Here is a 24,159-nt window from a genome sequence, read left to right as displayed (position 1 = left end):
GAATTTGTCGACAGTCTGAAGCCTGTTCCTAAGAAAGGAACAGGCTTTTTTCACACAAAGTTCTGAGTAGAATTATTTCTGCTGAACCTATAAACGGCGATAAGGAAAAAGGCAGCCGCAAAAGCAATCAGAATCATAAAATTTAATGATAAACTGCTAAAGGAGCTTCCTTCTTGCAGTTTTGTCAGGGTAGCCAAGGTCCAGCGCTGCGGCAGGAAGTCAGCTATTTTTTGCAGCGTTTTTGGCATTACTTCGACCGGCCAGAAGCAACCGGATATCATAACCGTCGGGGTAATAATCAAATTTTGCATCGCTCCTGCGGCACTCCGGCTATTTGAAAATGCAACAATCACTAAATTGAGCCCTACTGAAATAAATGAAAATAGAATCATCACGAACGCTGCCTGCCAAAATGACATGTTAATGCCGATATTAAAAAGGATTTTCATGATCGTTAACGTGATGAGAACCTGAATCGTCATAATAATCATGTTCACTGAGACATTCGCTAATAAATATTTTCTTGCATTTATGGGGGTCGAAAGCAAACGGAAATAGGTTCTGTTTTCTTTGTCAAGAAGAATAATCTCTGACATATTTCCTGCAGACATAAGCATGATCATGATTAGGAAGCCAATCGTTTGATTAGTCATATTCTTGTTTTTGGATGTATCCTCTAAGGAATGAGTAGTCAGCTTGTAGTTGGTCTGTTGAAAATCCTGATACATCTGCTTAAAAGTTTGTTGATTTCCAGCAGCGGCAATACCAATCTTCGAAATATTATCGACATATTGATATAAATAGGATTTAACAAATCCAGTGATTTGAGCTCCCTTAATCGAAGTGATCTGGATATGCCCAGGATTACCGGATAATACACTTTCTGAATACCCTTTTTCAAAGGTAATGACACTATCCACATCGCCGGAAATGATTTTATCTTTTGTCTTTGCATTTGGAATTTCTACAACTTTAACATTTTCCAAGCCTTTTAGAAATTTGATTGTATCGGATGCGATTTCACTATTGTCCTGGTTAACAATTCCGACATGCAGGAGTGCTTTTTGGTCCCCGCCATACACGAGCAGAGAAATAAAGATACCAATTAATGGCATACAAAGATATAAAATAATATTTTTCTTTTTTCGGAACGTTACACTTAGCGTATTTTGAATTAACCAGAGGATATCCTTCATTATAATCCCTCCCGTTTTTGTAAAGAGATGACAGCCACAAGTAAGAATATGAGTGCTCCAGTCAAATGGATGGTCACTGCAGGAATGGCTGCTGAAAGGTCATTTGCATAAATCATTTTGGTAATGGCTGAATTTACCCAGGTAAGGGGAGAGAGATCCGTTATAATCTTAAAGATTCCTTCCGGATTATCAATTTTAAAATAGGCTCCACCGAAAAATGACGCTAACTGGACAAACAGCATGATGATAATTCTTGGAGCCGCACTTGTTTTCGTCAAAAAGCTGAGTCCAATTCCCATGCTTACGGCAAAGATGATTTCTGTCAGCAAGACGAGGATAACCATCCCTAAATGATCGCCCCAATTCGCTTTAAAAAATAGTTTGCTAAACAAAATGACTAATAGGACACATATGGTATTGCTTACAAGACTCCCTAAGACTTTCCCGATAAAAATTTCACTTTTTCTCACAGGTGAGGCAATTAAACGATCTGCCGTTTTTCTGACCCTTTCACTGATAATTAAAGAACTTGACGACATCGCTCCATATAGGACAATCATCGTTGTAATCACTATCGCATAATAATCCATCGAACCAGGCTGTTTATTTGGAAGAATGGATGTTTCCTTAATAAAATCATTCTTCTGTTCGTGAGTAAAGGCACTTGCCAGCTTCTCAGGGGCAACCTTCATAATCTCTGAAGCAATATTGTATTTATCAACATAGGAAGTGAACATTCCTTGAAGGATATTCCCTTCGATGCTGTTCCCGTTATTAACATACAGTTGTAAACCCCGTTGTGTCACTTCTACATATCCATCATATTTACCTTGTCTTACTTCATTTTTGGGATTGATGTTTTCGGTCACTTTTTGAAATTGAATCCCAGATTTTTCGGCTGCACTGATAAATTGATTAAAATTTTCACTATGTGAAGTATCTTGATATAAAACATGAATGTCATCCACGGGAAGGCCATCCTTAAAGGTATTCGATAAGGCAGATCCGAGTACAAGCATCAGCACGACCGGAAAAGCGAGCATAAAAAACAAGGTCCTAGTATCCCGGAAGTCCGTTTTAATTCCTTTCCAAGCAATATTCAATATGTTCAAAGTAAATCCCCCTTATTGGTCACGCAGATTTCTCCCTGTTAATGTTAAGAAAACAGTCTCTAAGTTCGGCGCTTTTTCTTGAAGGGAGCGGATTTCAATATGACTATTGATAAAATGCTCAATGATTTTATTAAGATTATTAACGCCGGTGTCCGAATTTATTTTGATAAGATTTTCATCAACCTGCACGGCTTCCACACCATTGATTGCTTTTATGGACTCCACATTTACATTTTCCGTTGATTTGACTTCAATCCATAAATCCTTCGTATTGGTGATGATGGATTTTAACTGTTCCTTTGTACCTTCAGCAATGATCTTGCCATGGTCAATGATGGCAATGCGAGAACAGATTTCTTCGACTTCCTCCATATAGTGACTGGTATAAATAATGGTGCATCCCATTTCATTTAATTTTCGAACGGAATTTAAGATATAATTCCGTGATTGTGGATCAATTCCAACCGTTGGTTCATCCATAATGATCAGTTTTGGACGGTGAGCAATGGCACAGGCAATATTCAGCCTTCGTTTCATACCGCCCGAAAAACTATTGGGATAACTTTTATGTTTATCCTGAAGACCGACGAACTCCAGCGCTTCTTCCACTCTTTCATTTAGTTCCTGACCCCGCAGGCCATAGAGTCCAGCAAAGAATTTCACATTTTCATAGGCGGTCATGTCTTCATAGATCGCTAAATCTTGAGGAACCATCCCAATGTTCATTTTGGCAAAACGGCTGTTTTTGGCAGCATTTTTACCAAGAATATTGATGGCACCTTCATTACTACGCAAAAGGCCGGCAATCATATTGATGGTGGTACTTTTTCCTGCGCCATTAGCACCCAGGAAACCAAATATTTCTCCCTCGGCAACCATTAAAGACATATTATCGACAGCAATAAAATCACTGAATTTTTTGGTTAAATTTTTAATTTCTAATACGTTCATGTTTTCACCCCTAAATCGTTTGTATGGTTTAAGTATAAAAAAAAGAATGAACGGAGATAAGTGCAATCGTTCATTCTTTTCACATGAGATTATTCATATTGTTTGCGTGAGTTTTTCATGAATGAATGGGGAGGAGGGTGGTGACAGAAAATCCGCGGGTTCCATCGACAATAATTTTCCCGTTCACGGAAGCAGTACGTTCCTCCATCCCGATGATACCAAGCCCTTTTTTAATTTTAACCGCACCGGAACCATTGTCCTTAATTTCTACTCTAATCATTTTGTTTAACACTTTCAATTCAACTGAAACGAGCGTTGCATTGGAATATTTCATAGTGTTGGTTAAAGCTTCTGTGATATTTTCATGGATGATTTTCCATTGAATCGGGGTAATGATATCTAAATTGCCATCATGAGTCAGGACTGTTTTAAATTGATGTTTTGTGGCAAATTCGTCAATCATCAGCTTGATCCGATGAATCCCCACCTGTTCAGAAGGAGGTTTCATATTTTTTAGTGTCAATCGAATGTTTTCAATCCCATCCTTGGAAATATTAATGGCATTTTGCAGCAGCTCTGTTGCTTTGAGTTTGTCAGTTTCGATTAACCGCTTGGCTGCTTCCATTTGAAAAAGTGCCCCCGTAATGGAGTGTCCGATTTTATCGTGGATTTCCTGTGAGATTCGATTTCGTTCTTCTAATTTAAAGGTGTATTCCGACTGTCGAATGTATTCTGTATTCTCATTTAGGTTTTTGGTCATTTTTTGAAGTGTTTTTCTCATTGAATCCATTTGTTTTTCATCTTTTAACAGTCGATCCCTATACACTGATGTAATGGTAAAAATCATGAAACAAAAAATCGCCACTAATCCATAAAGGGGCTGTAGTGTTTCATTAATGTTTATGATAGGGACAATGGAAATAAGCAGGATGATTACTTTTTTATTGAAAAAATCAGCTGTCAATTCAATCAGGGCTAACGGTAAAAGTAAAATAAACAACGAATTTATCTCGAAATAGGATGTAATCGATATCCCGATTGAGAGTAACAGCAGGATTCTTTTTATTGAAATCCTTTTAAAGATAGTTAGAGTGATATTCAAACAGAAATAAAGCAGAATAGCAAAAACAACCCATGAAATATGACTAATGTCAGCCCTGACACAAGTAAAGGCTATAAAAATTAATAAAGCGAGCTTGCAAAAAATAATCCAAAAATCCATCTTATTCTACTTTCCCAGTAATATAGTAAATGGCAATTTGTGTTCGATGCTCGAGTCCTGTTTTCCCTAATATAGAAGTGATGTAATTGGCGACAGTTCCTTCAGATATAAATAATTGCTTGGAAATGGCTTTGTTTGAATAGCCCTTGGCTATTAGAGACATGATTTCCCGTTCTCTTTCTGTAAACAAAGTGGGATCAATTTTTGTTTCCGTTTCTTTTTTCTCCGTTAAGTTTGATTTAATTTTTTCTAAAACAACATCCTGAATAATGCTATTCCCATTCATGACGCTTTTGATTGCATCGCGAATCCGTTCAGGATCATTATTTTTCAGTAAGTACCCTTTTGCTCCATTTTTGATAGCATCTAATATGTACTCATCATCATCAAAGGTCGTTATAATGATCGGTTTTGTTTTCGTTTGTTCGCTGATGAGCTTCGTTGCTTCCACACCATTCATATTCGGCATGCGTACATCCAGTAAGGCAATATCCACTTCATGCTTTATGCAATATTCCAAAGCTTCTTTTCCATCATTCACCGTATCCAACACTTCAAATTCTTCATATGTATTAAAAATAATTTTTAAGCCTTCCCGGATAAATGAATTATCATCGGCAATAATCAATTTAATTTTTGGAGCCATATCCCCGCCGGTCACTTCCTTTTTTCTCCATTATAACGCATTTTAGGGAAGCCGGTAATCTTGCTATGTAAAATTTCCACATTCTATATTTGTCTATTACAATACCGATATTTATTGTAAAATATAACGAGCAATCCATAATTATTGTTAAAATCCAACTTGAGGTGCATGAATGATTGATGGGAGAATTATCAAATTTTATCGCGAAAAAGCAGGCTTGACTCAAGGTCAGCTTTGTGAAGGAATTTGCTCTGTAACACATTTAAGCAAGATAGAAAGAGATATTACGGAATACTCAGGGGAAATTACATACTTATTGTCAAAAAGATTAAATATCTGCCTAGAAGAAGAAACGGACAGATATGAAAACCTTCAACTGAAACTAAGGCTTTGGCACGATGCCCTCGTGATGCAAAACAACCAGGAATCAGAAAAATTGAAAAGCGAAATCGAAAAAGAAAACTTGATTCAACTACAGGATTTTAATGTTTTCTATCAATTACTATCTGTGAGATATTATCTATCCCATCACAAATTAAATGCAGCAAAGGTGATTATTCAAGGCCTGCAAAAAAATGAGACAGTATTCTCTCCGCAAGATCGAAATATGTTTAGACATGTCCAAGGAATCTACTATTTTCTTACGGGGAAATATCGAGATTGCATTCAAATATTAATATCGATCGATCAAAGTCACTATCATCATTTTGAATATTATTACCATTTGTCTCTTGCCTACCATACAGTTAATGCGAATATTATTTCCTATTACTATGCGGAAAAAGTTCTTGATTATTTCAAAAAAACGTTAAATATTAAGCGAATTATTGATACAGAGATGATGATGCTTATCCAATTAAACTCAAAAGAACATCATGATATTAACGAGACGAAGGAACGGTACGACCAACTAATACGAACTTGTGACGCCATTAATGATAAAGAGCGTAAATCCAAGTTATATCATAATCTGGCCTTTGACCTCTACAGGAGAAAAGAGTATAAAGAATCCACAGATTATTTCAAAAAAGCCATTAATCTGGTTGATGAAAAAACCCCTCATTATTTACTTAGCTTAAATGGAATGATCAGTTCAAATCTCAAAGGGAACTTAATTTCGAATGAGAAATTAATGGAACTTGCAAAAAAAGGATTGAATTTAGCAAAATCTTCAAAATCAGATTTGTGGATTCCCTTTCAATTACAGCTGTTTCAACTGAATCAGGAAGACGATCAATACTATAAGCTAATCGAAACAACTGTCCTGCCTCATTTAAAAAATATTGGTTTCACAACCTTAATTGAACACTATGAAAAAAAACTGTTTCAATATTTTAACCAAAAGGGTGAGACACAAAAAGCTTTGGATCTTGCCCAATCCTACATGCAAAGCAAAATGAGCTATGAAACACCTTCCTGAATAGGAAGGTGTTTTCATTTTAACTTATATTTAACTTACTTAAATTTGGGGTAATTCAAATAAATAAAAACATGACTATTATCCTGGTTTTTTGGTTAAGGTTTTCCAAAATTCAAAATCCAAGTTGGAAAATGTCATATATTTAGGGGAACGATGCTCGATTTTGCGTAGTTTTACGCTTTTCCTTAGCCTCAATAACCCCAATTTACTTCCGCATGCAGTCCCCGTACTATTTAAATTAATAGAGAAAATATTCTATCAATTTATCAAGAAAAGGAAGGGAAGTAAAGGATGAAACTTACCAAAAAGAAGTTCCTTAAAAAAGCTACAGCCCTTACATTAGGCGTTGGTTTGATTTCTAGCACTCCAGCAACTCCATATCTAAGTATGCAATCAAAAGTGCTTGCTGTCGCAACATCTAATGCGGAATCAATTTTAGCCAATTTAACCCCAGAACAAAGACAAGCATTAGAAAAGCTTTCCACCGATAGTCAATCTGGGCTATTACTAAATTCAACAGTAAATTTAGAGAGCGATCAAACAGTCCCGGTTATTGTTGCATTTAAAAATAAGCCCGATAAAGTGGCGGTATTAGAAGCGGCAATAAAAGGAGAAAACCTTTCTGTTGATAAAGCAAAAAGCAAGGCAGAAGCGGATCATTCGACATTCCAAAATGATTTAAACTCCATTTTTAAAGATAAAGCAAATGGTTCATACAAAGTGAAACGTCAATATAAACATGCCTTCAACGGAGTCGCATTGGATGTACCTGCAAACAAGCTTAACGAACTATTAAAATCAGACGCAGTCCATGCGATCTACAGTGATTCCACCGTGACTTCAGAGCCTCCAGTAAAAGAAACGAAAGGTCAAGGAATGGCCGATGAGCGTTCTTTCCTAAAAGTAGATCAATTACATCAAGAAGGTTATACAGGTAAAGGAATTAAGGTTGCGGTTTTGGATACCGGAATTGATTACAATCACCCGGACTTGAAGGACGCCTATAAAGGCGGCTACGATTTTGTTGACAATGACAATGATCCGATGGAAACCACCTATGCCGACTGGGTAAAAGCCGGAAAGCCGGGCGGGAATGCAGCAGCCTATATAACAGAACACGGAACCCACGTTTCGGGTACGATTGCCGGTCAAGGAAAAAATGAGAGTGAATACGCCACAACAGGAATCGCTCCCGATGCAGATTTATATGCGTATCGTGTGCTTGGTCCAGGAGGAAGCGGAACAGTGGACGATATCATCGCGGCCATTGATCAAGCAGTAAGAGATGGCATGGACGTCATGAACCTCTCGTTAGGAGCAGACTACAATGACCCGATGTATCCGACAAGTATCGCCATTAATAACGCTGTCCTAAGCGGCATTACTGCAGTCGTAGCAGCAGGGAACGCAGGAAACAAGATGTACACAGTCGGATCTCCTGGAGCTGCTTCTCTAGCTTTGACTGTAGGGGCAAGCAGTGTCCCGATTACGACTGTGTCTGCCAAGGGATCCATCGACAGTGTAACTGCGGATTTACGCTTCATGGCAAGGGGATTCACAGATGACATTACAAAATTAAAAGGACAAACGTATCCCATTGTAGACGCAGGACTAGGAGATCCAAACGGATATAAGGGAAAATATGTAAAAGGGAAAATCGTCCTCATCAGCCGGGGAGTTTATACATTGGACTCTAAAATTGCTTATGCCAAGTCGCTGGGAGCAGCTGGGGTTCTGATGTACAATGATAATGCGGCAGAGGGTCATATTCCTGCATACCTCGGTGAAGGAATCAATTTCATTCCATCCTTCTCTTTAACAAATGCCGACGGACTGGCGTTGAAACAAAAAATTCAATCAGGCTCTGACTTCTTCACTTATACAGACATGAATGGAATGAAAACAGAGGGAGATACGCTGGCTGACTTCAGTTCCCGCGGACCATCCCGTCTGACGTATGATATTAAACCGGAAATCACAGCACCAGGTGTGAGTGTTTTATCGACTGTTCCAAGCTTTATTAATAGTCCAAATGAACCGAATAATTACACCTTGGCGTATCAGCGGATGTCAGGAACATCGATGGCAACTCCATTCACATCCGGCGTTGCAGCCTTATTATTGCAGGCAAATCCAAAACTTTCGCCAGAGGATGTAAAAGCGATCTTGATGAATACAGCTGATTCGTTAAGCAAGCCTTATAGCGTATTTGAGCAAGGTGCAGGGCGTGTCGATCCTTATGAGGCGATCCACTCCTCGATTGAAATCAAAGTGAAAGATAAAACGCCAACAATCACAAATGGCAAAGAAAAGCAAATAAAGGAAAAAACAGGTGCCATCAGTTTTGGCAAGTTTGCTTACAGCGGGAAAGATATGAAAGATTCTCGTGAAGTGACAATAGAAAACAAGGGAACAGATGACAAAATTTTTAATGTAAGTGTAGCCTTCCAAAAAGATGTAATTGGTTCTATTGATGCAGAAAAGAATGGTGTAGTTGTGAAGACAGACGAGTTTATTAAAGTTCCGGCTAACAGCCAGGTTACTAGAAATGTTTCACTTTTTATTCCAAAAACAGCGGAAATGGGCGTTTATGAAGGTTATATCGTATATACCAACCAAAAAGATCCTTCTGAAACCTATCAAATTCCATTTGGTGTGCGTGTTGTCGAGGAAGGCATTGATACGTTTAAAGTAGATAAACCTGTATTTTCTAATGATACAGCTTGGCCAGCCAATTCATTTCCATTTCTTGGTTTTGATTTCTCATTAAAATCACATATGAAAACCTTAGATGTTGTATTACATGATCCAAAAACAGGTAAAGATCTAGGGTTAGTGGGATCATTTGATCCAATTCTTATCAATGATAACCAATCGTATTTTATTGGAAGAGGATTTAGCACCCTTTACTATCCATTTACTGGTGATGCGAAAAATCCAATCAGCAGTGAACCGGCATTCGCCAAAACGGGTCATTATCAGTTGAAATTGGTCGGCACGAATGAGCAGGGACAAACCTTTACAGCTGCATCGGATTTCATCTATGAACTTGGCGCACCAACAATGAAGTCCAGCTTTGATCAATTAGACCAAAAGGTAATTGAATATACTGATAGCCAATTTGATGCAAATGGACAATTTTTATATGACTTTGACATTAATTTGAACGATTCTGAAGTGGAAGAAGCAAAACAGTTTGGCAGTCAATTAGATCAATCTAGTAATTCTGTTGTTTCCTTTTATAATAGTCCGTTTCCAGCGAATCCGATTAAGACTGATAAAGACGGAAATTACACGGATCAAATTTTAGTAAGAAAGCAAGATTCACCATTAAAGGTTCAGTTTTATGGGATGGATGCAGCGGGTAACTTTACAGCAGATGCTACCAACATGCTAAGAGTCGTGTTTGTCGACCATAAATTGCCTTACTACTATTTAAAGGCGACTAAGAAAACTGTCACTACAGGTGATTCTGTCAATTATACGGTTCGTTCCAACAATGTGAAAAATTTAAAAACAACTAAAATTACGTTACCTATAGATTCAAATCTAGCTGAAATAGAAAATGTTGTAGTTAATGATGCAGTTAAACAATACGGAGATGCCCAAGTTTTGGTAACATCTGCACCTTCTGGAGCGAGAATGAACTACACCCTAACCTTTACCTATTTAGGAACTGAAGCTTTACCAGAAGATTTACCGTTATTTAATTTCGATTTAAAGACATTAAACAAGTATACAAGAAATGTGCCGTTCGACTGGAATTCAATGAGTGCCTCCACCATTGATCAATCGAATGTTGAGACGAAAAATGTGTACGCCTATATGGAAAGTTATATGACAAAATCAACCATTTCCAAATTAGATGGATTCGTTCAAGTAGAAGGGGCGAAAAACCCTGCTACAGGAGAAACCATTTACTCACTAGATCAAAGTAAAATTGGCGCAAAAGTAACAGTTTCTTCCTTTGATGGCAAAACCATCGTGGACGCTCCTATCCTATCTAAAGACGGCAAATACAGCGCAGATGGATTAAAAGCAGAAACAAATCCTTATTCCATTGTGGTAGATGTCCCTGGCCACTTTACGATGCACAAGCAATTCGAATTATCAAATGAGGTTCGAGGAGAAACAGTAGGGAAGTTTTTACGAATCAATTTATCAACAGCAGCAGCCGGTGATGCCAATAAGGACGATGTCATTGATATTTTAGACGCTATTGCCGTACAGAAAAATTGGGGTACTGACAATCCAACAACAGACTTTAACTTTGATAAAGTGGTGGATGGTAAAGACATGAATTATATCATCAAAAACTTTGGATTACAAAATCCTACGGTAGCAGATACTCCAAAAGCCAAAAATTCTTATAAAGGTGCTACTTTAGATAGTATTTTAAAAGAATTAGGATTATAACAGTCTCTTTTACAGCAGGTTCCGTTGAAAAAAAGGGGAGGTAACTCCCCTGATTAATAAAATTATAGATTCATAGAATTATAGAGAAAATATTTTTATGGGGGAGAGGCATTCAACCTTGAATCATGCTGAAAAATAATGATCATAAATAATGACGCTATTCTTTCTGTATAATAATGCAAAGGATAGCGTTTTTGTTTTAAACATGCCCATACTTGACAGTTAACCGCTCAAACCGACTATAATGATTTTAAGTATAGGATTCTAGCGTAATATTTGTGATAAAGGAAGTTGAAAACATAATGTATAAAATCGGGTTAGTCGGACTAAAAACTTCTGTAGAAATCATTCTCAACTTGGCAGAAGAATATAAACATGAGATGGAATTCTTTCCTTTTCCCTATGAAAATATCGAAGAGGTAGAATCCATTGTAAAAAAACATGATCAAAACATGCAAACATGGCTTTTTTCTGGTCCCCTACCTTATGAAATTGCTAAAGAAATATTAGGAACCGATAAGAAAATGGTCAATGTTCCTGCCACGGAATCAGGTTTTTATCGATCATTTATAGAGCTGATTTATGAACATGGGAAAATCATTGAGAAGCTAAGTATCGATACCATGCATTTAAACAATATTAGTGAAGAAGCATTGTCACAGTTAAATATAAAAACCCCAAAATTTTATACAAAGGTCTTTGATTTAGATGTTGATACGAATGAATTGCAGCAATTTCATTTAGATTTATGGAATCAGGGAAAGACAGATGGCGCTTTATCTTGTTTTCCGTCCGTATGCGAAGCGTTAAGGGAAAAAGGAATTCCAGCCTACAGAATGTCTATGAGTACAATGGAAATACGACAAACGCTTCGGATTCTAGCTGAAAAAGTAAAGGCCTCCTACTTTAAAGACACACAAATCGGAGTTGAAATCATCGAAGTCGAATTTTTTAGCAAAGTGGCAGAGGAAATGAAGACCCCGTACCATTTGCAGTATTTGGAGCTCCGGCTAAAAGAAATGTTGATTCAATTAACTGAAAAAATTAATGGATCTTTTTCAGAAAAAGGAAACGGAAGATACATGATTATTAGTTCTCGCGGCGCTCTTGAACGAGAAATTAATACGCTCGAAGCAACCGTTCAGAAATTAGCCTTCGAGGCCGATACTACCGTGGCGGTTGGAATTGGCTTTGGCGAGACTGCCTATTCGGCGGAAATCAATGCTTATCGTGCCATTCACCATTCCAAGGAAATGAAAAAACGCGAAATTGTGATTGTTCAAGATGATGGTAAGATTGTGGAATCACCTGGCAATAAAGAAGAACTGCAATATTCGAGCCGAACCCAAAATGAAATCCTTATTGAGAAGTTAAAAAAAGGGAATATCAGTGTAAAAACCTATAAAAAAATCTTGGCCATCATCCAAAAAATGGGGTGGAACGATTTTACCACAAAGGACTTAGCCACTCAGCTTGAGATGACAGAGCGGAATGTCCGGCGTATTGTTGCGGATATGTGCGAAGTTGAGCTAGCACAATCCATAGGTCAAGAAGCCTATTCTACACGTGGAAGACCAAGTAAAATTTATCGATTGTTATGAGCACCTATGATATGGGTGCTCATTTTTTTTGTCTGAATAAATTAGCAAATTTAGGGGCAAAAAGAAAAACTCTAATTGAAATTAAATTTTTTTATTAAGAAATTTCTAAAAATTATTGAAATGGATGACTCGAAATAATATACTCTATTTAAGGAATTTTTTCCTTAAAGTATCCTAAATTAGTTTAGTAGGTTGTATAAAGAAGGAGTTGAATGAGTTGTTACAAATGAAAATGATTCATGAATTAATTGAGGAGGTTAAAGACGAAGTAATTGGATGGCGAAGATATTTACATAAATATCCAGAGCTGTCTTTTCAGGAAGAAAAAACAGCACAATTCGTTTATGAAACACTTCAAACTTTTGGTGATTTAGAGATTATACGCCCGACAAAAACAAGTGTTATGGCCCGCTTAATTGGTCAGCAACCAGGGAAGGTCATTGTACTGCGGGCAGATATGGATGCGCTTCCAATTGAAGAAGAGAATGATTTTGATTTTGTTTCACAAAGTTCAGGAGTGATGCATGCTTGCGGGCATGATGGGCATACGGCGATGCTGCTTGGAGCGGCAAAGATTTTGACACAGGTAAAGGATCAAATAAAAGGGGAGGTGCGCTTTTTATTTCAGCATGCTGAGGAATTACCGCCTGGAGGTGCGCAAGAGCTGGTGGCAGCCGGTGTCCTTGATGGTGTAGATATGATAATTGGTACACACCTCATGTCCACTCTTCCTTTTGGGAAAATTGGCTTGAGTTACGGTCCGATGATGGCAGGGGCTGACACTTTTAGGATTTCCGTGGTGGGTAAGGGGGGACACGCCTCACAGCCAGAACTAACCATCGACCCGATTGCCATTGGAACCCAGATTGTAACAAATCTTCAGCATATTGTTTCGAGATATTGCGATGCTCAAGAAACCCTAGTGATTTCTGTGACCCAGTTCCATGCGGGTAGCGCGATTAATGTAATTCCAAGTAATGTGAGAATTGGAGGATCGGTACGAAGCTTTAACCCGAATCTGAGGGAAAAGATTCCAACTTATATCGAACGCATTGTAAAAGGAATTACAGAAGCGCATGGAGCAACATATGAATACGATTATCAGTTCGGTTATGCGCCTACCATAAATGATGAAGAAGTCACAAAATTGCTGGATGAAGCGGTTTGTGAAGTGTTTGGGGAAAAAAGCAGAGAGTATATTAAGCCAATCATGGGGAGTGAAGACTTCTCAGCTTATCAAAAAGTGGTGCCAGGATCTTATATCTTCATAGGCGCTCGTAACGGAGAAAATGGGATTATTCATCCTCACCATCACCCGAAATTTGATATTGATGAGCAAGCATTACAATTCGGAGTAAAGTTATTCGTTCATGGAACATTGAAAATATTGAATTAGAACACGAGGGGGATGAGTATGAAAAAAATCTATTGGCTTGGATTGATTCCGGTTTTGGGTTTTGTGATAGGAGCTTTATTTTCAAACAGAGTGACTCCTTATGTTTTAGGAATGCCATTTTTCCACTTTTGGGTTGTCCTCTGGTCTTTACTTACAACTGGAATACTTGGAATTATTTATAAACTTGATCCTGCGAATCAAAAGGAGGATTTTTAATGAATATTTCCATGTTTTTAATCATGTTGTTTTTCGTTGTTTCAATCGTTATTGGTATCTGGTCTAGAAAAGGGAAGGAGATGAATTTAGAACAGTGGTCTGTTGGCGGTCGTGGAATGGGTACGCTGTTTGTCTTTCTTTTATCCGCCGGTGAAATGTATACGACCTTTACTTTTTTAGGTGCAAGTGGTTCGGCTTATAGTGATGGAGGTGCCATTTTTAGTATTGTATCATACGGCTGCCTAGCTACTGTCATCTCTTACTGGTCATTTCCTGCAATTTGGAAATATGCGAAGGAACATAAATTAATTTCCCAATCAGATTTCTTTGTAAAAAAATATCAAAGTCCTTATCTTGGAGTACTGGTAGCCGTAGTAGGCGTGGTCGCTTGTATTTGTTATTTGGTTTTACAATTAAAAGGGTTGGGGTATATCGTTGAGGCAACATCTTATGGGGTTATATCTTCCAAAATAGCGATTTGGATTGGAGCTATTGGCGTAACTGTTTTTGTTATGTTGTCAGGTATTCACGGCGCTGCATGGACTTCTGTTCTGAAGGATTTCCTCATTCTTGGCATCGTAGTATTTTTAGGTGTCTACTTTCCGATTCACTATTTTGGCGGGATTCAACCAATGTATGAAGCGATCGAACAAGCAAAATCAAACTTTACCGTACTTCCTAATCATGGTATGAACACCACATGGTATATCTCAACAGTTATTTTAAGCGGGATTGGTTTTTATATGTGGCCGCATTCGTTCCCCAATATCTTTGCAGCCAAAAATGAGAAAGCTTTACGGAAAAATGCAATCCTTATGCCATTGTATCAATTGATATTATTGTTTGCCTTTTTTGTTGGATTTGCAGCTGTATTACAGATTCCAGGATTAACAGGAAGTGAAAGCGATCTTATTTTGCTCCGTCTTTCTAAAGAGTCTTTTGATCCTTGGTTTGTCGGATTAATTGGCGGCACAGGTGTTTTAGCAGCCTTAGTACCGAGTTCCATGCTATTGATGGTTATATCAACATTACTGACAAAAAACATCTTTCAAGTTTTTGTTCCTTCTACAACAGAGGAACAGATTGCAAAAATAGTGAAATATTTAGTTCCAATAATTACTCTTTTAGGGCTTTATTTTACCTTTAAAGGAGGAAATTCACTATTTGGAATTGCATTAATTGCTTATAATTTTATTACACAATTGGCACCTGCGTTTTTCTTTAGTTTGTTGAAGAGAAATTTTGTCACAAAATATGGCGCATTAGCGGGAATCCTTTCCGGAGGAGTATTGGTATCCATAATGTCTTTAGGAAATATAACGATTGGACAGCTTTTACCTCATATACCTCAAGTTATTAAAGATTTGAATGTAGGAATTATTGCTCTATTTGTAAACACAATCGTTGTGATAGCAGTAAGTTTGATGACTAAAAAGATCTCGCTGACACAACTCAAAGCCAAAGCAGTGACTGAGTAACGTGAAAAGGGAATCCTAAAAGAGGGTTCTCTTTTTTTTGATACAAAATAGCAAGGTCGAATTTTTGAAAAAAGGATTTGAATCACAGCGAGTATCGTAAACTAAAAAGAATTTACATAAATATTTTCATCCCTATTGAAAGGAGAAAATGGACTATGAATTTAAAAAAATTGCAACTGCTACTTCAATCTCTAAGCCTTGTGGTTGGATTTATGGTCTGGGCGATCATTTCATCCTTAATGCCCCATATAAAAAAAGAAATATCGCTCTCACCTAATGAAATCGCCTTGGTTACAGCCGTTCCCGTAATATTAGGTTCGCTTATTTGTGTCCTTTTGGGATACTGGACAAACCACTTTGGCGTAAGAATCATCTTTTTCATCAGTTTTATCATTTTAATTTTCCCCCTCTATTATATAAGTATGGCAAATTCTAAGGCGGATTTGATCATTGGCGGCTTAGTCCTTGGAATGGGGGGAGCTGTCTTTTCAATCGGAGTCACTTCATTACCAAAATATTTTTCTCGTTTATCTTATTTGCTGCAATTCCGTTTACCCATCTTGTGAATATGTTTAGTTTTCCACTGCGTTATTCAACACGCTCTCCGCAGCAGTACCGCTCAAAAACCGGTTAAAAAAAATAGTAGATAGAGGGGGAAACCTCCTCTATTTTCTTATTTATCATATCCTTCGATACTTATGGCAAATTTTTTGAGACTTACTACACTTTTTTTTCCCTACTTATGACCTCTTTCCTCTCGCTTACTACATGATTTTCTAAACTTAGGACACTTTCTGGATATTAATTGGTAAATCCCCAAATTCAAGAAGATTTAATACATCTTTTTCGCTACTTATGACCTCTTTTCGTTCACTTACTACATAATTTTTGAAACTTACGACATTTACTGGATATTAATTGGTAAATCCTCCAATTCAAGAAGATTTACAACATCTTTTTCGCTACTTATGACCTCTTTCCGTTCACTTACTACATAATTTTCGAAACTAACGACATTTCTAGGATTTTAATTGGAAACCTTTCCGATCTCACATCTTTTTCAAATACTCTAACAAAAAATACCTCATTTAGAACTCCACATTATAGAGAAAATAAATTTTGTAGAATAAAGGGGGTTTTAAAAGGATGTCCATTACAAAAATAGAAGACAAGCAGTCGTGGCAAGAGGTTTTAAAAACAGTTAAGGCCCTTGACCCACAAAAGCTCGAAATTATTAAAGCAACATTACCAGTCGTAAAAGAGCACGGTGAAGCGATTACGAAAGCTTTTTATAAGAGGTTGTTCAAGCAGCATCCAGAACTTTTAAATATATTTAATCAAACACACCAAATTACAGGCCATCAGCCGAAAGCACTCGCAGATGCGGTTTATGGGGCTGCGGCTAACATTGAGGATTTTAGTAGAATTATGCCTGTATTAGAGAGAATCGGAGAAAAACATAGAAGCTTGCAAATCAAACCGGAGCATTATCCAATTGTCGGTGAAAACCTTCTTGGAGCGATTAAAGAAATATTAGGGGATGCGGCCACAAGTGAAATTATTGATGCTTGGGCAGATGCTTATGGAGTGATAGCAAATGTTTTCATCAGAATGGAGAACAAAATGTACAAAACCACTGAAGCAATGCCAGGTGGATGGGCTGGTTTCCGTGATTTCGTCGTCAATAAAAAGGTGGAAGAAAGCGACGTTATTACATCGTTTTACTTAAAACCGAAAGATGGGAAGGAGATTGCCGGCTTTATACCAGGGCAATACATAACCGTTAAAATGGAGATTGCAGGTGAAACGTATACCCATTTACGGCAATATAGCCTGTCAGATCGTCCTGGTTTAGATTATTACCGAATAAGCGTAAAGCGGGAAGATACAAAAGGTAAAAATGTTCCTGCAGGGATTGTGTCAACCTATTTGCACAATCATGTAAAGGAAGGAGATATTATTCCGATTACCGCCCCAGCTGGTGACTTTTATGTGAATATGGAGTCAACACTGCCATTGGTATTAATCAGCGGCGGAGTTGGATTGACACCGATGATGTCGATGTTAAATGCAACGGTAAAAGAAAAGCCAAGCCGGGAAATTTATTATATTCATGCTTCCCTCAATAGTAAGCTGCATGCTTTTAAAACGCATGTGAATGATATGGCTGCAGAACATAAAAATTTGAAATCCTTCGTGATCTATGAGAAACCAACAGAAGAAGATAAAGAAATGCGGAATTTCGATAAGGAAGGATTTTTTAATCTAGAATGGCTTCAGCACACTTTCCCGTCTAAAGAAGCTGATTTTTATTTTTGCGGACCAGAGCCTTTCATGAAGGTAGTAAATAAAGCATTAAAGCAGTGGGGAGTACCAGAAGAACAAATCCATTACGAATTTTTTGGCTCTTTTGGTAAATTGGATGATATGGATTAATACAAAAAGGCAGAAGGAATTTAAATCCTCCTGCCTTTATTGCGATAAAATTTTACAAAAAATCTATTGGTATTATTGGTTTCAAAAGGGAATCATACATTTATTAGCACATTTAAGATTAGAAAATTTGAATAATAGAAGGGGAGAAGGCAAATGAAATGCCCGGAATGTATTTATGTTAATCCGGATGGGGTAAAGTTTTGTTTAAACTGCGGCGAAAAGTTTATGCGCCCTGAAAACGGAGACCAGGACGAAAACAGCTATTTCTATGAATTTGCCCATTATGTCGACATGGTTCCCAAATTTGAACGGTCGGTTGAACCAAAATTTCAAAATATATTTTCACGTGTGTTCCGAAATCATAGTATTCTTGAGGCTGAACGGCTTTTCATCGTTGGAACAGCGCTTACCACTCCTAAAATAGAGGAAGTAAAGGAAACATGGCCGAAACCTTGGCTATTTACGAGGGTTTTCATCATTGCACTCGTTGCTTTCCTTGGATTGTTTTTGGGTGTCAGCTTGTTCAAAAATATTAACTTCTTACCAGGACTTATAATCGTAGGTGCTTTTGCGGTGCCATTTACTACTTTAATATTCTTCTGGGAAATGAACGCACCTCAGAATATTGCTTTTTATAGAGTCATTTACGTGGTGTTTATCGGCGGTATTCTATCGATGCTGGTCGCCCTTGTTTTTTTTAATATCTTAAAACATAACATCAATCCGATCACGATAGGAATTGCCGAGGAACTAGCAAAGGTTGCGACGGTAATCCTGTTCGTGCGCAACATTAAATACAGATATATTCTGAACGGTCTTCTGATTGGTGCGGCGGTTGGGGCCGGCTTCGCAGCATTTGAAACCGCAGGTTATGCATTAAGAGCACTTCTTTCAGGTAGTTTTTCAAGCCTGTATTCCACCATTCTTTGGCGCAGTTTTCTAGCCCCTGGCGGACATGTCGCTTGGGCCGCATTAACAGGGGCCGCATTTTGCATGGTACAAGGGGATAAACACCCGGAATTAAACATGTTTATAAAAGCAAAATTCCTTCGGATATTTTTTATCGTCGTTTTGCTGCATGCTTTATGGGACGCACCGATTCCAGGTATTTTCCCGGTAGGACAAATCGTTTTGATGACCGCCTCATGGATTCTCGTTTTCCGGATGATTCGGATGGGCTTAAAGGAAATTGCTGAGAAGAAGGGGAGGGTAATGATAAGTCCCATGAATGAAATTAAATAACAAAAAAACATCGACTATGAAGTCGGTGTTTTTTGGGTGTGAATATTTATTAGTGAATGCTTTGGGTAATTGAACTCGTGTTTTTGACTCCTGATTTTTTATGCAGCCACTCATAGATAATAGGAATGATAATAAAGCTGTTAATCGTTGATGTTACCATACCGCCAATAACGACAATACCAAGAGTTTGAGAAATAACTGTGTCGGCATTGTGTGAAAATGCAAGTGGTAACAAAGTAAGGACAGTTGCAGCTGCTGTCATTAAGATCGGTCTAATCCTTGAAAGACTGCCGTTCAATACAGCTTCCTTAACAGGCATTCCGTCTTTTCGATTTCTTTCAATTTTATCAATTAACACAATACCGTTTGTTACAACAATACCAGTAAGCATTAGAATACCGATTAAGGCTGCAAGATTCCATTCACCGTGGAATAAAATCAATGCGATGACCACACCACTTAATGCAAGCGGAATGCTTAATAGTACCGATAGTGGTGCTCTCCAGCCTTTGAAAATAGAAGAAGTAATCAGCAATACTAAAAGAATCGAAAATGCAACCGCGACAGACATATCGAAAATCATATCTTTTACCTGTTGAGTAATTCCACCCAATGAATACGTCACGTTTTTAGGAAGCTTCATACTGCTTAAAGCTTTATCTGCTTGACTCGACACTTTACTAATATCATTGGATGTAATCTGTGCTGTCACAAGGGAGAATGGCTGACCATCACGTTCGCTAATGGTTGAAGGAGATTGGTCTTTTTCAATCTTTGCGATTTGGTCAAAACGAACCATTTCACCATTATTTCCTGCAAATGTTTCAGCCGCAAGTGATGCTAAGACATCATCGGCAGTAGCATTTAACGAAATAGTAGAGTTGGTTCCTGCTGCAATTTGATCTAAAAATTGGTCCACAGGAAGGGCTTTATGATCAATCGTAATCGTCGCATCTTTAGATGCAGACATGTAACGACCAATAACGGCCAGTATATCAGACACTTTAACACCTTTATCTTCAATTTCTTTTTGATCAAAAGTCACTTTATACTTTGGTGAACCATTTGTTAAATCAACTTTTCCGTCAACACTTAAGCCGACAACCTTGGATAAGTTTGTTCTCGCTTCTTGAGCAACTTGGTCTAATGTTGTTTGGTCTGAACCTGTAAATAAGATACGCATTTGTGAATCATCACCAGAGATGTTCTGGCTAGTTACTGTATAAGTAACATTTTTAGATAATGTCGGAAGCTGGTTTTGTAACTGTTTAATTACAGAATCAGCATCCTTTTCGTTCTTCAATACAACAGAAAGGTTGGCTACATTTGGATAAATGATAAAGCCGCCGCCTTGGTCAAACACGTCATCACTTTGAGGTGTCATGGTTGAGCCAAAGTTGGCTGAGTACGCAGTTACTTTCGGATTCTCTTTTAATGCTTTTTCAATTTTTTGCACTTCAGAATCGACTTGAATTAACGTGCTTCCTTTAGGTAATTCAGCTTTAATCGCAATTTGTCCGATTTTTCCACTTGGTAATAAACTTATTGGAAGAAAAGCGGAATAAATACCAGCAGCTAAAAAGACTACAATCGAAACAATAATCATCGCTTTTTTGTGTTTAAAAGCAGATTGGAGAATTGGTTTCATTTTTGAATCGAGCTTGACGGTTTGTTTTTCCCCGTTTCCGCCTTTCCATCTCATAAAAGCAAGTGCAGGAATGACAAGCATCGCAACAAAGAATGAAATGATTAAGGCAATGACAACTGACCACGCAAACCCGCTATAGGATGCACTGATAACCCCACCGACAAAAGCAATCGGAATATAAACGGCGATTGTTGTAAGTGTTGAGCCTAAAATTGCTGGAATCATTTCAACAACAGATGATGCTAGAATGGACAGAAGAGAATTATCCTTCGATTCTTCTCGTTTACGATACATATTGTCCAAGATAACAATTGAATCATCGACAATACGACCCATCGCTACAATCAAACCAGATACGGTTAAAATGTTTAACGTGATACCCATTGACTTTAAAAATGCGGTTGTTGCCAACAATGAGATTGGCAGCGAAATGGCAATTAATAACGTACTTCTTACATTTCGGAAAAAGAAGAACACACAGATCATAGAAAATAAACAGCCAAGTAACCCTTCACGAACCAAGCCAAAAAGAGAACTGTTTAATTCTTTTTCACGGTCAAGTAGAACTTTGAACGAAACATCTTTTGAATTTACGGTATCTAATTGAAGTTGTGCTACACGGTCTTTTACTTGATCAGCCACATCCGTGATATTGGCTGATGGTGTCTTGATCACATTTAAAGTAACACTTGGTGCTCCGTTTGTTCTAGAGACTGTTTTTACGTCATTTAAAGAATGTGTAATTGTACCAAACGCTGAAACAGGGATTGCTTTTCCTTCCTTATTTTTAATCGTTGTGTTTTCCATTTGTTGTTCTGTTAATGGTAATCCATCAAAAGATACTGGAATGGATAATTTGTTGTTTACAATATTCCCTTGAGGCATCGAAGGAACGGCCAAAGCGAATGACTTATTCACATCATCCAATGTCAAACCGTTTTTAACAAGGTCTTTCATACGAACGGTTAATACATATCCATCTTTTGCTCCCCCAATGACAGATACATCTGATACACCAGGTACAGATTTTAATTGTTTAACAATTTCTTGAGTTGCGGTAGAGCGTAATGTTTGTTCATCTAATTTTGCACTGGTTATACTGTATGTCAAAATCGGGAATGAACTAGTTGTTAATCGTGTTACCGAAGGCGTGCTTATAATGGTTGACGGAAGGTCTGCATTTGCCAAAGCTTTGTTTACTTGATCTTCCGCTTGCTTCATGTCTGTATTCATTGGAAAATACAAACTCATAAACAATCCGCCGTCATAAGAAGTGGATTCAACATTGGATAAACCATCGACTGTTTTGACGGCACTTGCCAGATTATCCGTTACTTGCTGCTTTACCTGTGCGGCTTGATACCCAGGAATCCGCATACTAACAGAAAGGGTAGTATTATTAATTCCCGGCAAATAATCTCTTTGCATCTGATAAGCAGAAATACCGCCCCAGGCTAAAATGATAACCACACATACAATCATAAGAATGGCTCTTTGCATGGTTGCCTCAACTAATCTTTTCATTAATTATGCCTCCCGAAATTTTCAAATCTAAAATGATACTGCCTCCCATATTTGGACAATTTAAGTGTATATAACGAACTTGTACGTTCCCTTAATAAAAGATTAATAATTGATTAAGATGCAAAATGAAAGGACAATTCGTGTTAGCATTTTGAATAGAGCTATGTGGGAAAAATCCATTTGAGTTCTATTTCGGTTCTAAATTTGGAGGCATATAAATGTCACATTTAATCACTTTATTTGAACATCATAGCTATCTGATTTTATTTATAGGAATTTTCCTGGAGCTTATGGCACTGCCCATTTCAGGCGAATTTTTAATGAGTTATGCAGGATATTTTGTCTTTCAGGGGAAAATGAATTATATTTTGGCACTCCTGACGGTCTTTGCTGCAGGCGGCGCGGGCCTTACGGTAACCTATTGGATTGGGAAGGCAGGAGGATATAAACTTATTGAAAAATACGGAAAGTACATCCACATGGGACCGGAAAGATATAAAAAGACAGCTGCCTGGTTCGAGCGTTCAGGAAGTAAATTGTTAGTTTTCGCTTATTTCATACCGGGAATCCGGCATTTTACGGGGTATATTTCGGGGATCTCACAAATGCCATTTCGTAAATTTATTCTGCCAGCTTATATAGGATCGTTTTTATGGGGATTTTGTTTTATTACTTTAGGAAAAGTATTGGGCCCGCGATGGCAGGCTTTCCATCATTCGGCTAGCAAATATTTCATTATCTTTATCATTGTTATTGCAATCTTGTTGGCAAGTTATTTGGCTTACCGGTTTTATAAAAATCAAATTAAGGATTTTTTTATTCGCTTCACACAAAGGCTGCTTCATCATCTAAAAACCATTAGAAAAACTGAACTCTTTCTCATTTTTCTCACTCTCATATTAATAGGTATGGTGACATTGATGCTTGGTATGGCTCAAGACTATTTATTTGGTGAGTTTAGCGAGTTTAATGATGTTACTGAATATTTGGTTGAAGCAGCTATTTATATGAGATGGATGAGACTTTTTCATTTATTCCAATCTCCGTATACTCTCGGTGTCATAATTGGAATAACCCTTATCATGATTTGGAGAAAAGGGCAAAACAGGCTGCTTGAGTTTCTTCTACTAATTGTGCCCATTTTAGGAGCGAGGTTGTTTCATGAATCAGTCATACAGATTTTTTCCTCACTTCAATCAATGGGGTTCGTAGGGAAAATTCATTCTGATCATTTTCCTGACATAAGTTCGTTGATAACCATCACTATTTATGGAACATGTTTATTTTTACTTGTCCGTCATCCAAAAAACACAATTACGCCAATTATGGGCCCCATAGTAACGATAGTCGTATTAGCGGGGTTAACCATAACAAAGATAGCATCGAGCGAAATACTTCCAAGCGATATTGTTGGCGGATATGTCTATGGCGGTGTCTGGATATTTTTTAACTTCTTATTGTTTGAATTGATTCGACTTGTTTTGAAAAAAAATCAATAGTTTAAAGTCAAGCTGCCATCGAGGCAGCTTTCTTTTTTTAAAATATAAGAATCCTCGAAAATCGAACTAGTTCAATAGTTATAGATAAATAGTCAGAATTTTATTAATTTGTAATTAACAATTAATCAATAATGGCTTAATAAAACGGGAGTAATC

16 protein-coding genes and 1 pseudogene are annotated in these 24,159 nt (G+C 37.6%); 11 read left to right on the top strand and 6 right to left on the bottom strand.

What is annotated here, in order from left to right:
- Positions 1–50: 50 nt before the first annotated feature.
- The 5 genes from V7161_RS22115 to V7161_RS22095 form a co-directional block, all read right to left on the bottom strand.
- The gene (locus V7161_RS22115; protein WP_335715013.1) at positions 51–1,196 is read right to left on the bottom strand and encodes an ABC transporter permease; all 1,146 of its coding nucleotides are present in this window, start codon (positions 1,194–1,196) and stop codon (positions 51–53) included.
- Positions 1,196–2,308: an ABC transporter permease gene (locus tag V7161_RS22110; protein WP_335715012.1), complete on the bottom strand. Its 1,113-nt coding sequence runs from the start codon at positions 2,306–2,308 to the stop codon at positions 1,196–1,198. The genes V7161_RS22115 and V7161_RS22110 overlap by 1 nt, the downstream gene beginning before the upstream one ends.
- A 12-nt stretch (positions 2,309–2,320) precedes the next feature.
- Positions 2,321–3,259, bottom strand: a complete 939-nt coding sequence (locus V7161_RS22105; RefSeq protein ID WP_335715011.1) for an ABC transporter ATP-binding protein — start codon at positions 3,257–3,259, stop codon at positions 2,321–2,323.
- A 115-nt stretch (positions 3,260–3,374) separates the two neighbouring features.
- Positions 3,375–4,481, bottom strand: a complete 1,107-nt coding sequence (locus V7161_RS22100; protein ID WP_335715010.1) for a sensor histidine kinase — start codon at positions 4,479–4,481, stop codon at positions 3,375–3,377.
- A gap of 1 nt (position 4,482) precedes the next feature.
- A complete protein-coding gene (locus V7161_RS22095; RefSeq protein ID WP_335715016.1) occupies positions 4,483–5,127 on the bottom strand; it encodes a response regulator transcription factor in 645 nt (214 codons plus the stop codon).
- Positions 5,128–5,299: 172 nt separating this feature from the next.
- Between V7161_RS22095 and V7161_RS22090 the strand changes: the two genes are divergently transcribed.
- The 10 genes and pseudogenes from V7161_RS22090 to V7161_RS22050 all read left to right on the top strand — a co-directional run bounded on the left by V7161_RS22090 (position 5,300) and on the right by V7161_RS22050 (position 19,332).
- Positions 5,300–6,547 carry a helix-turn-helix domain-containing protein gene (locus V7161_RS22090; RefSeq protein ID WP_335715009.1) on the top strand — a complete coding sequence of 416 codons (1,248 nt, stop codon included), beginning with the start codon at positions 5,300–5,302 and terminating at the stop codon, positions 6,545–6,547.
- A 291-nt stretch (positions 6,548–6,838) separates the two neighbouring features.
- Positions 6,839–10,963, top strand: a complete 4,125-nt coding sequence (locus V7161_RS22085) for a S8 family serine peptidase (protein WP_335715008.1) — start codon at positions 6,839–6,841, stop codon at positions 10,961–10,963.
- 302 nt (positions 10,964–11,265) lie between these two features.
- Positions 11,266–12,564 (top strand): hypothetical protein, encoded by a 1,299-nt coding sequence (locus tag V7161_RS22080; RefSeq protein ID WP_335715007.1) that lies wholly within the window; start codon positions 11,266–11,268, stop codon positions 12,562–12,564.
- Positions 12,565–12,790: 226 nt separating this feature from the next.
- Positions 12,791–13,960 (top strand): M20 family metallopeptidase, encoded by a 1,170-nt coding sequence (locus V7161_RS22075; protein WP_335715015.1) that lies wholly within the window; start codon positions 12,791–12,793, stop codon positions 13,958–13,960.
- An 18-nt stretch (positions 13,961–13,978) separates the two neighbouring features.
- Positions 13,979–14,176 (top strand): DUF3311 domain-containing protein, encoded by a 198-nt coding sequence (locus V7161_RS22070; RefSeq protein WP_223590053.1) that lies wholly within the window; start codon positions 13,979–13,981, stop codon positions 14,174–14,176.
- On the top strand, positions 14,176–15,654 hold the full coding sequence (locus tag V7161_RS22065; protein WP_335715006.1) for a sodium:solute symporter family protein: 1,479 nt from the start codon (positions 14,176–14,178) through the stop codon (positions 15,652–15,654). The genes V7161_RS22070 and V7161_RS22065 overlap by 1 nt, the downstream gene beginning before the upstream one ends.
- Positions 15,655–15,809: 155 nt before the next feature.
- Positions 15,810–16,190, top strand: a pseudogene (locus tag V7161_RS22060) (MFS transporter); the annotation flags it as partial.
- On the top strand, positions 16,160–16,288 hold the full coding sequence (locus tag V7161_RS30445; protein WP_223590896.1) for a respiratory nitrate reductase subunit gamma: 129 nt from the start codon (positions 16,160–16,162) through the stop codon (positions 16,286–16,288). The pseudogene V7161_RS22060 and the gene V7161_RS30445, both read left to right, overlap by 31 nt.
- Positions 16,289–16,800: 512 nt before the next feature.
- A complete protein-coding gene (gene hmpA / locus V7161_RS22055) occupies positions 16,801–18,090 on the top strand; it encodes an NO-inducible flavohemoprotein (protein ID WP_335715005.1) in 1,290 nt (429 codons plus the stop codon).
- A 153-nt stretch (positions 18,091–18,243) separates the two neighbouring features.
- Positions 18,244–19,332: a PrsW family intramembrane metalloprotease gene (locus V7161_RS22050; RefSeq protein ID WP_335715004.1), complete on the top strand. Its 1,089-nt coding sequence runs from the start codon at positions 18,244–18,246 to the stop codon at positions 19,330–19,332.
- Positions 19,333–19,381: 49 nt separating this feature from the next.
- On the opposite strand, the gene V7161_RS22045 is transcribed toward V7161_RS22050, so the two are convergent.
- Positions 19,382–22,504 carry an efflux RND transporter permease subunit gene (locus V7161_RS22045; protein WP_335715003.1) on the bottom strand — a complete coding sequence of 1,041 codons (3,123 nt, stop codon included), beginning with the start codon at positions 22,502–22,504 and terminating at the stop codon, positions 19,382–19,384.
- Positions 22,505–22,722: 218 nt separating this feature from the next.
- Between V7161_RS22045 and V7161_RS22040 the strand changes: the two genes are divergently transcribed.
- Positions 22,723–24,003, top strand: a complete 1,281-nt coding sequence (locus V7161_RS22040; protein WP_335715002.1) for a VTT domain-containing protein — start codon at positions 22,723–22,725, stop codon at positions 24,001–24,003.
- Positions 24,004–24,159 lie beyond the last annotated feature (156 nt).

The sequence above is a fragment of the Neobacillus drentensis genome (assembly GCF_036965425.1).
GTDB lineage: Bacteria > Bacillota > Bacilli > Bacillales > Cytobacillaceae > Neobacillus > Neobacillus drentensis_F.
The sequence above is the reverse complement of the archived record's forward strand: the minus strand, read 5'-3'. Positions and strand labels throughout refer to the sequence as shown.